The organism is Pseudomonas sp. YY-1 (assembly GCF_002843095.1).
GTDB lineage: Bacteria > Pseudomonadota > Gammaproteobacteria > Pseudomonadales > Pseudomonadaceae > Aquipseudomonas > Aquipseudomonas sediminis_A.
On sequence record NZ_PJLX01000007.1, the window covers coordinates 105,321 to 116,806 of the forward strand.

The 11,486-nt window shown below is 60.4% G+C and carries 18 protein-coding genes, 1 tRNA gene and 1 riboswitch; of the genes, 5 read left to right on the forward strand and 14 right to left on the reverse strand.

Annotation, left to right across the window (positions count from 1 at the left end; all coding sequences use genetic code 11):
- Positions 1–64 precede the first annotated feature (64 nt).
- From CXP40_RS12010 to mobA, 14 genes are all read right to left on the reverse strand, one after another.
- Complete coding sequence (locus tag CXP40_RS12010) at positions 65–637, reverse strand: hypothetical protein (protein ID WP_106733896.1); 573 nt, start codon at positions 635–637, stop codon at positions 65–67.
- Positions 638–667: 30 nt separating this feature from the next.
- Positions 668–973 (reverse strand): hypothetical protein, encoded by a 306-nt coding sequence (locus CXP40_RS12015; RefSeq protein ID WP_106733897.1) that lies wholly within the window; start codon positions 971–973, stop codon positions 668–670.
- Between the two features lie 208 nt (positions 974–1,181).
- Positions 1,182–1,649: a hypothetical protein gene (locus CXP40_RS12020; protein WP_106733898.1), complete on the reverse strand. Its 468-nt coding sequence runs from the start codon at positions 1,647–1,649 to the stop codon at positions 1,182–1,184.
- Positions 1,650–1,724: 75 nt separating this feature from the next.
- A complete protein-coding gene (locus CXP40_RS12025; protein ID WP_106733899.1) occupies positions 1,725–2,066 on the reverse strand; it encodes a hypothetical protein in 342 nt (113 codons plus the stop codon).
- Positions 2,066–2,380, reverse strand: coding sequence for a hypothetical protein (locus tag CXP40_RS12030; RefSeq protein ID WP_106733900.1), 315 nt, complete (start codon positions 2,378–2,380; stop codon positions 2,066–2,068). The genes CXP40_RS12025 and CXP40_RS12030 overlap by 1 nt, the downstream gene beginning before the upstream one ends.
- A 433-nt stretch (positions 2,381–2,813) precedes the next feature.
- On the reverse strand, positions 2,814–3,053 hold the full coding sequence (locus tag CXP40_RS12035) for a hypothetical protein (protein WP_106733901.1): 240 nt from the start codon (positions 3,051–3,053) through the stop codon (positions 2,814–2,816).
- Entirely contained in the window at positions 3,050–3,793 is a 744-nt protein-coding gene (locus CXP40_RS12040) for a KilA-N domain-containing protein (RefSeq protein WP_106733902.1), read from the reverse strand. Before CXP40_RS12040 ends, CXP40_RS12035 begins: the two co-directional genes overlap by 4 nt.
- On the reverse strand, positions 3,790–4,089 hold the full coding sequence (locus CXP40_RS12045) for a helix-turn-helix domain-containing protein (RefSeq protein WP_106733903.1): 300 nt from the start codon (positions 4,087–4,089) through the stop codon (positions 3,790–3,792). Before CXP40_RS12045 ends, CXP40_RS12040 begins: the two co-directional genes overlap by 4 nt.
- A 1-nt stretch (position 4,090) precedes the next feature.
- Positions 4,091–4,336 carry an AlpA family transcriptional regulator gene (locus CXP40_RS12050; protein WP_232460479.1) on the reverse strand — a complete coding sequence of 82 codons (246 nt, stop codon included), beginning with the start codon at positions 4,334–4,336 and terminating at the stop codon, positions 4,091–4,093.
- A 136-nt stretch (positions 4,337–4,472) separates the two neighbouring features.
- Entirely contained in the window at positions 4,473–5,009 is a 537-nt protein-coding gene (locus tag CXP40_RS12055) for a hypothetical protein (protein ID WP_106733904.1), read from the reverse strand.
- Positions 5,010–5,111: 102 nt separating this feature from the next.
- Complete coding sequence (locus CXP40_RS12060; protein WP_106733905.1) at positions 5,112–6,341, reverse strand: tyrosine-type recombinase/integrase; 1,230 nt, start codon at positions 6,339–6,341, stop codon at positions 5,112–5,114.
- A 168-nt stretch (positions 6,342–6,509) separates the two neighbouring features.
- A tRNA-Pro gene (locus CXP40_RS12065) sits at positions 6,510–6,586 on the reverse strand.
- A 130-nt stretch (positions 6,587–6,716) separates the two neighbouring features.
- Positions 6,717–6,938 (reverse strand): YgdI/YgdR family lipoprotein, encoded by a 222-nt coding sequence (locus CXP40_RS12070; protein WP_099525269.1) that lies wholly within the window; start codon positions 6,936–6,938, stop codon positions 6,717–6,719.
- An 87-nt stretch (positions 6,939–7,025) separates the two neighbouring features.
- A complete protein-coding gene (gene mobA, locus CXP40_RS12075; protein WP_106733906.1) occupies positions 7,026–7,616 on the reverse strand; it encodes a molybdenum cofactor guanylyltransferase MobA in 591 nt (196 codons plus the stop codon).
- A gap of 68 nt (positions 7,617–7,684) precedes the next feature.
- Here mobA and moaB point away from each other — a divergent pair, with 68 nt between their 5' ends.
- The 5 genes from moaB (at position 7,685) to CXP40_RS12100 (ending at position 11,200) form a co-directional block, all read left to right on the forward strand.
- Positions 7,685–8,224 carry a molybdenum cofactor biosynthesis protein B gene (gene moaB / locus CXP40_RS12080; RefSeq protein ID WP_045732987.1) on the forward strand — a complete coding sequence of 180 codons (540 nt, stop codon included), beginning with the start codon at positions 7,685–7,687 and terminating at the stop codon, positions 8,222–8,224.
- A complete protein-coding gene (gene glp / locus CXP40_RS12085; RefSeq protein ID WP_106733907.1) occupies positions 8,221–9,435 on the forward strand; it encodes a gephyrin-like molybdotransferase Glp in 1,215 nt (404 codons plus the stop codon). Before moaB ends, glp begins: the two co-directional genes overlap by 4 nt.
- Before the next feature lie 149 nt (positions 9,436–9,584).
- Positions 9,585–10,217 carry a C40 family peptidase gene (locus CXP40_RS12090; protein ID WP_106733908.1) on the forward strand — a complete coding sequence of 211 codons (633 nt, stop codon included), beginning with the start codon at positions 9,585–9,587 and terminating at the stop codon, positions 10,215–10,217.
- 127 nt (positions 10,218–10,344) lie between these two features.
- Positions 10,345–10,869, forward strand: coding sequence for a C40 family peptidase (locus CXP40_RS12095; protein WP_106733909.1), 525 nt, complete (start codon positions 10,345–10,347; stop codon positions 10,867–10,869).
- Between the two features lie 10 nt (positions 10,870–10,879).
- Positions 10,880–11,200, forward strand: a complete 321-nt coding sequence (locus CXP40_RS12100; protein ID WP_106733910.1) for a hypothetical protein — start codon at positions 10,880–10,882, stop codon at positions 11,198–11,200.
- A gap of 39 nt (positions 11,201–11,239) precedes the next feature.
- Positions 11,240–11,450, forward strand: a riboswitch (cobalamin riboswitch).
- Positions 11,451–11,486 lie beyond the last annotated feature (36 nt).

An 11,486-nucleotide genomic window follows, 5' to 3' on the forward strand; every position in this document is an offset into this window, starting at 1 on the left:
GCGCACACGCGAGCGTGCGCGTATTGGTTGCAAAATTCGGCGGTACACGCGCACCGCCGTAGGATCATGATGACGCAGGCTGGTGCTCCTGCAGTAATTCGGGGTGAGCCTGCAGGTGTTCTCGCTTCAGGCGCAGCACCAGCTCGTTACGCGCAGCTTCTGACTTCTGCGCTTGCTCCCAGTATTCGCCCAGGCTCATGGGGGCCTTGCTCAGTACCTCACTGGCCATACGGGCAGCTTGCAGGCGCTGCAGGGCTTTGCTGTGATGCTCCATGGCCGCCAGTGCCAGGGGAAACGCCGAATCGCCAGCGATTGCATCGTCGATGGCCGCAAGCTGGACGGCATCTGCAGCGCTCTTGGCTTCCGCCTCCAGTTCCGTCACCAGGGTGGCGATGGCCTGCTTCGAGGTCTTGGTCATGCGCTCGACCCGATTCCTGGCGGTTGTCGCCTGGTGCGTCGCCTGCACGACTTCCGGATGCGAGGCGAATAGCGAGTCGGGCAGCGCTCGAGCCGTTGCCTCTACTTGGCGCTGCGGCGCCCCCTCAGCATATCGGCGCGCTCGCTCGGCATGGGCATCATGAATCACTTCGGGCTTGTGCTGTTGCTGCAGTTTGATGAGTGCGGGTGGAAGATCCATGGTTGTTCTCCTGTGGTGTGGTGTTGCCGTTCAGTGCGCTGGCTTATCAGATAGGGAGTGGTAGTGCAGGCTGCACAGCTGGTTCAGGTGCTCAATCAGTCCTTCTGCGTCCTCGGCGGTGATGCGCCAGGTCAGGTACAGCGCCCAGATGACGCCGCTGGCCTGATCTGCATTCTTCCGGAGAGTCGGTGTATCGCTGGCGATCGCCAGCAGCGAGCGCATCCATTCGGTCAACTCGTCGACCGTCAGAGGGCGCTGATGGAATGTCGCGAGCAGTTCGGCGCCCAGGAAGAGAGGATCTTCGCCAGCGACTCCGAGTCGCTTCTGGTCAGCCATGGGCGCCTCCCTGGCGACGAACAAACTCGCCGGCCAGATGCAGACCGAATAGGGGCGCCCGCACTTCGTGAGCCTGTTTCACAGGCTGTAGACGGGTAGATGACCAGGCTGCGCCTGGTATATCTAGAAAGGACTTCGAAAATCGAAGTAAGTGAACCCCTCTGGTCGGTTCGATTTTCGAATCGATGGGCGTGTTTTTCATGGTCGTTTAACCCTCTATCGCTTCGATTTTCGAATCGACTCGGTTCGATTTTCGAAGCGGGTTTTCTGTTCTTTCGAGGCTGAATTTCCGTGGTGCTGTTGCGGTTGGTGAAACCTCCAACTTGCCATCGCATTCGTCGATGGGCTGCCAGGTCAGCGCATAGAGCGCACAGCACCCACCTGGCTTGATGAAGCGGCCCTCCCGAGTTCGAATAATCAATTCACGATCCAGCAGCTCCTTGAGCGCTATGGTCAGTGTCGACGTGCTGTTGACGCCCCAGGCCTTGGCCTGGGAAAGCGTGGCCGATAGGTCGCCGTTATTGCTGCCACGGTACTGTCGGAGCAAGCACATCAGCACCTTGAGGGCGCTTCCGGAGAGCGTCCGAAAATCCTCGCTATCCATCACGTTGCTCGGGAGGCGTGCGAAGGTACCGGCCGGATTGCGCCCCTTGGATTTCCTAAGGCTTCGCGCCACGGTTGTTCCTCGAGCTTTTCCATAGGCAAGCCGATCCACCCGGCGCATGGGCGCCGTTGTTTCGAGTCATGGCAGTTACTCCGCTGGGCTTTCTGCGCGTGGGCAGTGCTGCAGCCTGTACTCCGCCTCGCCGTGAAGGTCGCTCAGGTGCTGAGATAGCTTCCCCAGCGCCTGCATCAGCCATCCCAGGTTGCGAACCTCGTTGGCATCAATACCGAAGTCCTCATTGTCGGCGGATGCAGCGATACTCCAGCCGATGGCTGAGATACCGCTGTTCAGGATGCCGCTATAGCTGCTCGAGGCGTTGGCGATGCTCTTGAGTCGTTCCACCTGTTCTGCCGACAGTGGCTGCTTGCCGAGAGCGGAAGGGAAATCGTCTATCGAGAGCAGCAGCTCTGCCCAAGTCGGACTGGCCATTACCGTACCCCCTTCCGGCTGCGATCTGCAGCGGTGTCCTGGCCACTTGCACGAAGGCTCAGCGTGCTTTTCAGCTTGGCCCTTGCAACGGCCCTGGCTTCAATCAGCAAACCGCTCGGAACGCGATCGGCGAACCACCCGGCATGCACGCCCAGGTTATGGCTTGGAAAGCATGCCCGTAGTTTGGCTGCTGCTTTCTTGGCCTCGCGCCGTTTGGCGAAGGGGCCGCAGACTCCGAAGGGAAACGCCGGCCGGCGTTCATCCAGCACGAAGTAGTACGTAACACCCACCGCACGCTCGACAAAGTACTTCATGGCCGAACCTCCTGAGCTTCCAGGGAGCGAGCACGGGCCATCGCGGCGTTGTAGCGTGCCAGACGGACAGAGAGGCTTGAGTTGGAATGAAGCGCAGCAAGTGCGCGTGCTTTCCACGCTGCTGCGTGAGATGTGGACGGATTTAGGGCGTGCGGGTGATTCATGGGTGGTGCTCCTAACGTTGAGGAGTCGCCACCGTCCTTCTCACGGGATTGGGTGGCGACTGTACGCGGGGTGAGAAACCGGGACGTTAGGCACCCGGCCACGCCGAAGCGTGCCCGCGCACAGCCGCCATAAAACACGGGCAACAAAAAAGCGCCGTGTCTGGGCTTGGCGCTTGTGCGCCTAACGATGATCGGGTTCTCACGCCCGGCCACGGGATTGACCGTGACGGGTGAACGATAGCGCCGGAATAGGGGAAGTGCAAGCTGGCTCATTGCAGCACCTCAGGGGCGCTGTCGGCGGGAAAACGCATTTCGTCGATCGCGCGGATGATCTCGTCGCGTCCTACACCATCAATCGCCATGATTCCCGCCATGGTCAGGAATACCGCGAAAGCGGCTACCCCAGTCGGTACGCCTTGACTGTCGGCGTAGCCGACAACTGCAGGAAGCACGTCGTCGAACAGGAAAGAGGCGTGATCTTCAACTCGGTGGCCGTCGTAGAGGTTCATGCGGCGTCACTCCCTATCCGTTTGCCGAGCAACTGCTGCACGTACTGCAGGAGGTTGGTTTTCCGATCGCCATAGGCCAGGCCCTGGCCAATCAGCACCGAGTCGCGCAGCTCGACCAGAGTGACGATTTCCAACTCATGCGCAGTGAGTCGGTCGCGATCACGGCCGGCGAATGTGCCGGTGATCACCTCATTGATGAGCCTGGCTTCGTTGATGAAGTGGTGCCGCTGGGGCGTCTTGCCTTGGGCCTCGCAGTTCAGCGCCAGCGCATCACACAGCCCGCGATAGCCGAGAGAGGCTTCACGGCGGGCGCTGTTCCAATTTTGGCCACCACCGTGCAGCAGATCCTCGATGCGCAAGTCACACCAGACGGCGAAGTCGACATTCAGCCAGCGGGCAAATGCTACGGCCAGCTTTGGATGCAGCCACGTGCCGCCACCTGTTGCAGGTGCGCCGCGCTTGACTGCCACCAAGCCCGCGCAACTGCTCAATTCGGGGCGGGAATCGGATTTGCCCCCTGTCACTTTCTGACTGGCTTTCCTGGCTGAGAAGTTGGGCTCGAAAGGAATGCCCAGGTGACTTGCCAGGGCGCGCATATAGCCCTCGGTTTCATGTAGGCGTAGCCAGTCGCGTGGCTCACGACCGAACCGCGCAGCAATTTCTGTCGCATGCAGCCAGCCATCGCCGTTGAACCTTACCGGCTGGCTTTCATAGTCGAAGGGAACAATGCGAGCGCTCATGCTGGCACCTCCGGCACGCTGGCTCCCAGGTAATACAGCGCGACACCATGGTGAGTGCGTCCGCGCTCGTCTGTGCTGGTGATCCGGTGGGTTTTTATCGGGTGACCTGCTTCGCGCAGTTCCTTGACCCTTGCGGCCGGCATCATGATATTCATCTCACCGCGAGCAACGATGGTACTCACGGGCTCTCGTTGCAGGCGCTCCAGCAGCCGGGCGCGCTGAGCTTCCGCGGTGGTATCATTCAGGGGCGTTTTCTTGGGGCTGGCCTGTTGGTCGGCCTTTTTCTTGGCTGCCATTTCAGGCCACCTCCCCGCGGAGCGCAATGCGCTTGCGAACCCAGGCCTGAACCTCAGCCAGTACCCAGCCCACAGGCGCGCCGCGCGATGTGCTATCGCTCAGTGGCACTGGCTTGGGGAATGAAGGGTCGTCTTTGAGGCGCTTGTAGATGGTTGGGCGTTTATAGCCAGTTAACGCTTCCAGTTCCGGCATGCGGATAATGACGGCACTGGGGTCGAATTGTGGCGGTGTGGCACTGGCTGCCATGAGTGGTTTGGTATTGTTCACGCCTGTCTCCCAATGTTGCTATAGAAAGCTGGAGACAGATTGAAAAATTGCAGGCCTCAGAAAAAACTCTATCGTTACAAGTATTTGATATTCGTTACGAATACCAAATTATCCACTATCGTCCACGCTTGCTCGCATAGCCTGGAGTGACCGGGGTAATCCAGTCCCTAACACTACCCAGCGTTGCCTGTTTTCCATAGATCGTCGCTTGTAGGGCACCGTAAACCAATCTGGCCATTTCTCCCTTGCGGATCTTCTTCTCGGTGTCTTCTTGCCATTTTTCCTTGGCTATTTGTCGGGCCATTGCGATCACGTGCTCCTTGTTTTCTTTAACTCTATCCGCCCTTTTCTCTGAAATCTGCTTTCGGTAATTATCGACTGCAGAACTAGCTTTCCTCTGGAACACATCTGCACCGATCATGTGTCGGGCCGCAATCTGTGCGATTTGCTCCGCTGAATATGTACTCATCAGCTCTTGCGCTAGCTCTTGAGCAAACCTTTCAGCCATTTCGAGTTCTGCGTCGTCGAGCTTATCTATTTGGATTGTCGACTTGCGTGCTTTTTTAGCTGCCAAGTAACGAGCAGCAGGGCTCCTACCTATTAAGCCAAGTAGCCCAAAGCCTTTAGCTGATTGCTCCTTCTCTTCGCTCATCGCACGCCCTCCCAGGCGCTCCCACTATCTGAATAGATCGGCCAGCCAGGCGGGTGGGAAGTCCGCTTTTCGCCCCGTCGGGCTAGGCCGGCCGAGTAACCATTATGCTTTTCGCTTGATGCTCACCACATTGCCGGCCGCCAGTGTGTCGAGGTGGTCGGCATACCACTGCATCATCTCGCGGCGCTGCTCCAGGTAGATGGCCTTGTTGTAGACGCCGGCAACGCCATCCTCGGCATGCGCGAGCTGCGCTTCGACGTGATCCTTGAGGAAGCCTTTCTCACGCAGGATGGTCGATGCAATGTGGCGGAAGCCGTGTCCGGTCTGCTGGCCCTGGTAGCCCAGTCGGCGTAGTGCCATGTTGAATGCCATATTGCTGCGTGGTTTGGTGCGATCGTTGCGGCCAGGGAAGAGCAGGGAGTAAGCGCCGGTCAGCCTCTTCAGTTCTTTCAGTGCGTCCAGTGCCTGACGTGAGAGCGGTACAACATGCTCGCGGCGCTTCTTCATGCGCTCGGCTGGAATCGTCCAGGTGCCTTGTTCCAGGTCGAACTCGGTCCAAGGGGCTTCTCGAAGTTCGCTGGGGCGAACCGCGGTCAGCATCAGCAGCTGCAGGCCGAGGCGAATGTCATGGGCATGCGGATAGGCGTTGATCGCGCGCAATAGCGCTGGCAACTCGGCTGCGGTGACGTGCGCATAGTTCTCCACCTCCTTGGTCAGGAGATGTTTGTGCAGCCTCTCGATGGGGTTGTGTTGAGCTCTTCCCGTCGTCCAGGCCAGGTCGTAGATATCCATGCAGTAGCGACGCACATTGCTCATCTGGTCGAGGATGCCTTTCTTCTCCATGCCCCTGAAGAAGTCCAACCACTCCATGGGGGTGATATCGGCGTAGGCACGTTTGCCGAATACGGGGAAGACGTGCAGCTCAAGGGCGCCGATGATCCTTTTGGCATTACCGGGCTCCCAGCGGGCCCGCCGACCTTCGAACCACTCGCGCGCCAATGGCTCGAACTTGTTGTTGGCCGCCGCCTCTTCGGCGGCTTTGCGCGCCTGCTTCGAGGCGATCGGGTTCTTGCCTGCCGCCGCATCTGCCCGTAGTTCGGCGGCTTTTTGGCGCGCCTGTGCGCCACTGACCGCTGGATAGCCACCAATGCCGAGCCATGACCACTTCCCATCCGGCTTCTTGTAACGCAGCTGCCAGGACTTCTGGCCGTCTGGCTTGACTCGGAAATACAGCCCCTGGCCGTCTAATTCGCGGTACTCCGTCGCCTCCGGCTCGAGGTTGAGCAGGGTGGTGTCAGCGAGTGGGCGGCGCTTGATTTCGGCGCGTTTCATGGGCTTTGTATCCCCTGGGTTCTATCATTTCCCGAGGATACACGCAGGGATACACGGCGGGTAGGTGTAGGCGTGAACAGAAATAAACAAATAGAAACAAGAAAGCCCGCACGTGGCGGGCTTTTTTGAGAGTTCGGCGATAGCAATATACTGCCGTGAACTGCTATTTGGTCGGAGAGACAGGATTCGAACCTGCGACCTTCTCGTCCCGAACGAGACGCGCTACCAAGCTGCGCTACACTCCGAATGCCGCGTATTCTACCGAAAAACTTTTACCGCACAAGGGGTTAGCCCGAAAAAACTACGAGTCGGCAACCCGGTTGTCGACTCGTATCATCCATCTGGCTGGCCGATATGGGCGCTCAGGCTGTTGCCTCAGAGCTCCTTGACGGTTTGCACCTGATCTTTGTTGATCGTGGCGCGTTTGCCGTCGAGCTGTTCGAACTCGTAGAAGCCGGATTCTTCATCGAATTTGGGCTTGTCCACGGTCTGGATCTCACGGCCGTCATTCAGCGTGATTACCGACGGCGAGGAGCAGCCGGCCAGTACAGCGAGGCCGATCGTCATAAGCAGGGCGGGGATTATCCGTTGGTTCATGGTCTGTCTCCTTGAGTACAAAAGGTGGGGCTATACCCTCGCTCAGACGTAAAACTGTCGTATGAGTTCCGCTGAGTGCGTGGTGTTTCAGTGCGAAGGGGCATGACCTGCCAAGGTTTCCGGCGTATTGAGGTTGGCTAGTCGTGCATCCTCTATGGGGCAATCGACAGCGATGGGCGCTAATTTACCGAACCAGCGCTGCGGGCTGCGTTCTCCGGATTGCCATGCACGTTCCAGGTCGTCTTTCAGTCGTGTCGGCAGCAGGCAGAATAACGGTTGCCAGTAGTTGCCCTGGCGAATCACCACCGGTTGGGGTCCCGCGTGCGCTAGCAGCGACTCGATCAGCGCGTGGTCGACCAGCGGGGCGTCGCAGGGCAGGACCAGCATTTGCTCATGGCGTGCCGTAGCCATGCCGGCGCGGATACCAGCCAGTGGGCCCTGAAAATCCTGATCTTCGTCGGTGACCAGTTGGTCGGCATAAGGCGCATAGCGCTCGGTGTTGCGGTTGCAGGAGATGATCAGGTCGTCGCTCAAGGGTCTGGTCAGGTCATGCAACCAGGCGATCAGTGGGCGGCCGCGCCAGTCCAGCAAGCCCTTGTCACGGCCACCCATGCGCTGGCCTCGGCCGCCGGAAAGCAGCAGCACCGAGCAGGTGGGTAGTGGGTTGGATACGGGCATGCGGGCGGTCTCCGAAGACAGGCTGTGTGATATAACAGCGCCCATTCTCTCCCAATTGGATGCCTGCCATGAACCACAAGGCCGATGCGGTTTTCGTGCCGCTGAACATTGCCGTGCTTACCGTCAGCGACACACGCACGTTGGAGACCGACACCTCGGGTCAACTGCTGGTCGACCGCCTGACCGCCGCTGGCCACCAGTTGGCCGCTCGCGTTCTGCTCAAGGATGATCTGTACAAGATCCGCGCCCAGGTGGCGACCTGGATCGCCGAGGATCAGGTGCAGGTGGTGGTGATCACCGGCGGTACCGGTTTCACTGGACGTGACAGCACGCCGGAAGCGGTCGCCTGCCTGCTGGACAAGCAGGTCGATGGTTTCGGCGAGTTGTTCCGGCAGATCTCTGTGGCCGATATCGGCACTTCTACCATCCAGTCGCGCGCGCTGGCCGGTCTGGCCAACGGCACCCTGGTGTGCTGCCTGCCGGGCTCGACCAACGCCTGCCGCACCGCCTGGGACGGCATCCTCGGTGAGCAACTGGATGCGCGCCATCGTCCCTGCAACTTCGTGCCGCATCTGAAGCAGGTGGGCGCCTGCGAGACGCGCGGATGAGTGGTTGCGATCATCCCGGACTGTTGCCGATGGAGGCGGCGCTGGAGCGCCTGCTGGCGTTGGCAGAGGCGGCGCCCATCGAGCAGAACGAGCTGGTTGCGCTGGCCGAGGCCGATGGACGGGTGCTGGCCGAGCCGCTGATTGCGGCGCTGGATTTGCCACCATGGGCCAACAGCGCCATGGACGGTTATGCGCTGCGCCTGGCTGATTGGAACGGCCAGGCATTGCCGGTCAGTCAGCGTATCCAGGCCGGAACTGCACCTGTGTCGCTGGAGCCGAGTACCTGTGTGCGCATCTTCACCGGTGCGCCGCTGCCGGCAGGTGCCGATACCGTCGAAATGCAGGAGAACGTCGAGCTGGATGAGGCGGGGCGGGTGCACTTCCGTGAGCCGCTGAAAATTGGCCAGAACGTTCGAGCTCAAGGTCAGGAAACCCGCGTCGGCGAAGGTGTGTTGCCAGCCGGTACGCGCCTGGGGCCTATCGAGCTGGGGTTGGCGGCGTCTTTGGGGGCGGCGCAGCTTTCGGTGCGCCGGCGCCTGCGTGTTGCCGTGCTGTCTACTGGCGACGAACTGGTAGAGCCGGGTCAGGCGCTTGGCCCGGGGCAGATCTACAACAGCAATCGGCGTCTGCTGATTGTCTGGTTGCAGCGGCTGGGCTGCAGCGTGGTGGATGCGGGCATATTGCCCGATGATCTGCAGCGCACCCGCGAAGCGTTGGGTGCCTTGGGCGAGGTCGATCTGATTCTCTCCACGGGTGGCGTTTCGGTGGGGGAGGCGGATTTCCTTGGCATAGCCCTGCGTGAGGCGGGCGAACTGGCGCTGTGGAAACTGGCGATCAAGCCGGGTAAGCCGCTGACCTTCGGTCATTATCAGGGGGTTCCGGTAATAGGTCTGCCGGGCAACCCGGCTTCGACACTGGTTACCTTCGGACTGCTGGCGCGTCCTTATATGTTGCGTCGTCTTGGCGTGCAGCGGGTCGAGCCGTTGGGCTTCTCGGTACCGGCAGGTTTTACCTGGCGCAAGCCGGGCATGCGCCGCGAGTACCTGCGGGTGCGTCTGGAGCAGGGGCGTGTGGTGCCTTACGCCAACCAGAGTTCTGGCGTTTTGCGCAGCGCCGCCTGGGCAGAAGGCTTGGCCGAGGTGATGGAAGGCAGCACGCTGAGCGAAGGGGATATGCTGCGCTTTATCCCGCTGAGCGAGATTCTCGGCTAGCGTTTCGCAAGCCCGACCAAGCAAGTGGTCGGGCGCTTTAGATGTCGCGGCGAAACTACTGGGTCACATTTATAACGATAGAATTTGCAAATGGGCTTGGTAGAGGGCATAGTCGCCAACTTGTAAATCCAACCGACACGGTCGTGCCCATGCTAAAACGCTTCGCACCCCTCGTGCCTCTCGCACTCACAGTCTTTCTCGCTGCCTGTGCCGGCCATGCGCCGCAGACGCAGCCGCAGCAACCGATCAGCGATGCAGCAGTCGAACCTGTGACTCGCCTGATGATCGAGCAGGATGAACCTGCCGATGATGAGATCAACGCGCTGATCGACGATCAACCCTATGAAATGCCGCAACTGGCCGACAGCCTGCTCGATCTCGGGCGTTCGCTGATCGGTACCCGTTATCGCTACGGCGGTAGCTCGGTACAGTCTGGTTTCGATTGCAGCGGTTTTGTCGGCTACCTGTTCCGCGAGGAAGTCGGCCTGGAACTGCCGCGTTCCACGCGTGAGCTGATCAACCTCGATGCGCCGAAGGTGGCGCGCGCCGATCTGGAACCGGGTGATCTGATCCTGTTCAATGATCGTGGTCGTGGTCGCGTCAGTCATGCCGGCATCTACCTGGGTGATGATCAGTTCATCCACTCCAGCAGCAGCCGCAGTGGTGGTGTGCGCATCGATAGCCTTGACGACAGCTACTGGAACCGCAGCTATCTGCAGGCCAAGCGCGTCCTTGCGCTGGCTCCGGTTGAAGATCAGGTCGCTGCCAAGCGTCATAACTGATGCATACGGCGTAACTGCAGAATCTGTTCAAGGGCTGTCTTGTCAGCCTTGAGCAGGTGCTGAGGGTTGCGCCGTTTGTCTGCAAGCGGCAGAGTAGAGCGCATTCAGGCTCAGGATCGCCTCGCTTATGCCCGTCACGACCCGTGTTGCCCTCATCGCTCTCGCTCTGCTGCTGAGTGCTTGCAGCAGTCGCGCTCCCTCTCCCCAGCCTATCTATAGTCCTCCAGTCTCTGCTTCGTCCTATCAGGGTGGTGCCGAAGATGTGCTGTTCCGCGCCCTCGGCCTGGTTGGTACGCCCTATCGTTATGGCGGTAATACCCCGGAAGGTGGTTTCGACTGCAGTGGCCTGATTGGCTATGTTTATCGCGATGCTGCCGGTATCAGCCTGCCGCGTTCGACGCGTGAGCTGAGTGCCATGCGCACCCCAGATGTCCGTCGCGATGCCCTGAAAAGTGGCGACCTGGTGTTCTTTGCCACCAATGGCGGACGCGCCGTCAGCCATGCCGGCATCTATGTCGGCGACGGCCGCTTCGTGCATGCTCCCTCTACCGGCGGTACGGTGCGCCTGGACAGCCTCACCAGCGGTTATTGGCAGGGCGTCTATCTCGATGCCAAGCGCGTCATCACGCCAGAGCTCGCGCGTAATCCCTGAATTACTGTCCATGGTCGATCCCATTCGCCTACCGCCTCAGCCCGAGGTGTGCGAGCTGTGCGCGCGACCCGTTGCGCTGACGCGTCATCATCTGATTCCCAAGGCCCTGCACGACAAGACCTACGTGCAGAAGCGTTTCGCTCGTCATGAGCGCATCAGGGCTACGCTCTGGGTCTGCCGCGCCTGCCACAACCAGATTCACCGGCTGTTCGGCGAAAAGGAGCTGGCGCTGACCTACAACAGCCGTGACGCGCTGCTGGGTGATGAGCGCCTGCGCACCTTCGTCGAATGGCTGGCCAGCAAGCCGCCGGGCTTCACCCCCAGGCATTGAGCGGTCTCGACGTTGACGCGCAGGGCTGCCAGCCTCTACCCTGCGCGCCTTGCTTCAGGTGCCCCGAGTTGCCGTGAATGGTAGCCATGGGGTGAAACAGGGAAGCCGGTCCGAATGCCGGCGCTGCCCCCGCAACGGTAGGTGAGTCAAACACCGCTCAAGGCCACTGTGCACCGCACGGGAAGGCGCGGTGCCGAACCTTCGGGCTCGCTCACAAGCCCGGAGACCGGCCTGTCGCATTTTCACGGCATCGCGGAGGGCGTTGTCCGGCCGACGCTCCGGTTTT

Excerpts from the sequence above, each read along its gene's own strand:
- CXP40_RS12025 (WP_106733899.1), bottom strand. The coding sequence starts at position 2,066 with ATGGCCAGTCCGACTTGGGCAGAGCTGCTGCTCTCGATAGACGATTTC.
- CXP40_RS12045 (WP_106733903.1), bottom strand. The coding sequence starts at position 4,089 with ATGGCAGCCAAGAAAAAGGCCGACCAACAGGCCAGCCCCAAGAAAACG.
- moaB (WP_045732987.1), top strand. The coding sequence starts at position 7,685 with ATGAACCACAAGGCCGATGCGGTTTTCGTGCCGCTGAACATTGCCGTG.
- CXP40_RS12035 (WP_106733901.1), bottom strand. The coding sequence starts at position 3,053 with ATGAACCTCTACGACGGCCACCGAGTTGAAGATCACGCCTCTTTCCTG.
- CXP40_RS12050 (WP_232460479.1), bottom strand. The coding sequence starts at position 4,336 with ATGGCAGCCAGTGCCACACCGCCACAATTCGACCCCAGTGCCGTCATT.
- CXP40_RS12040 (WP_106733902.1), bottom strand. The coding sequence starts at position 3,793 with ATGAGCGCTCGCATTGTTCCCTTCGACTATGAAAGCCAGCCGGTAAGG.
- CXP40_RS12010 (WP_106733896.1), bottom strand. The coding sequence starts at position 637 with ATGGATCTTCCACCCGCACTCATCAAACTGCAGCAACAGCACAAGCCC.
- CXP40_RS12015 (WP_106733897.1), bottom strand. The coding sequence starts at position 973 with ATGGCTGACCAGAAGCGACTCGGAGTCGCTGGCGAAGATCCTCTCTTC.
- CXP40_RS12070 (WP_099525269.1), bottom strand. The coding sequence starts at position 6,938 with ATGAACCAACGGATAATCCCCGCCCTGCTTATGACGATCGGCCTCGCT.
- CXP40_RS12060 (WP_106733905.1), bottom strand. The coding sequence starts at position 6,341 with ATGAAACGCGCCGAAATCAAGCGCCGCCCACTCGCTGACACCACCCTG.
- mobA (WP_106733906.1), bottom strand. The coding sequence starts at position 7,616 with ATGCCCGTATCCAACCCACTACCCACCTGCTCGGTGCTGCTGCTTTCC.
- CXP40_RS12095 (WP_106733909.1), top strand. The coding sequence starts at position 10,345 with ATGCCCGTCACGACCCGTGTTGCCCTCATCGCTCTCGCTCTGCTGCTG.
- CXP40_RS12055 (WP_106733904.1), bottom strand. The coding sequence starts at position 5,009 with ATGAGCGAAGAGAAGGAGCAATCAGCTAAAGGCTTTGGGCTACTTGGC.
- glp (WP_106733907.1), top strand. The coding sequence starts at position 8,221 with ATGAGTGGTTGCGATCATCCCGGACTGTTGCCGATGGAGGCGGCGCTG.
- CXP40_RS12090 (WP_106733908.1), top strand. The coding sequence starts at position 9,585 with ATGCTAAAACGCTTCGCACCCCTCGTGCCTCTCGCACTCACAGTCTTT.
- CXP40_RS12030 (WP_106733900.1), bottom strand. The coding sequence starts at position 2,380 with ATGAAGTACTTTGTCGAGCGTGCGGTGGGTGTTACGTACTACTTCGTG.
- CXP40_RS12100 (WP_106733910.1), top strand. The coding sequence starts at position 10,880 with ATGGTCGATCCCATTCGCCTACCGCCTCAGCCCGAGGTGTGCGAGCTG.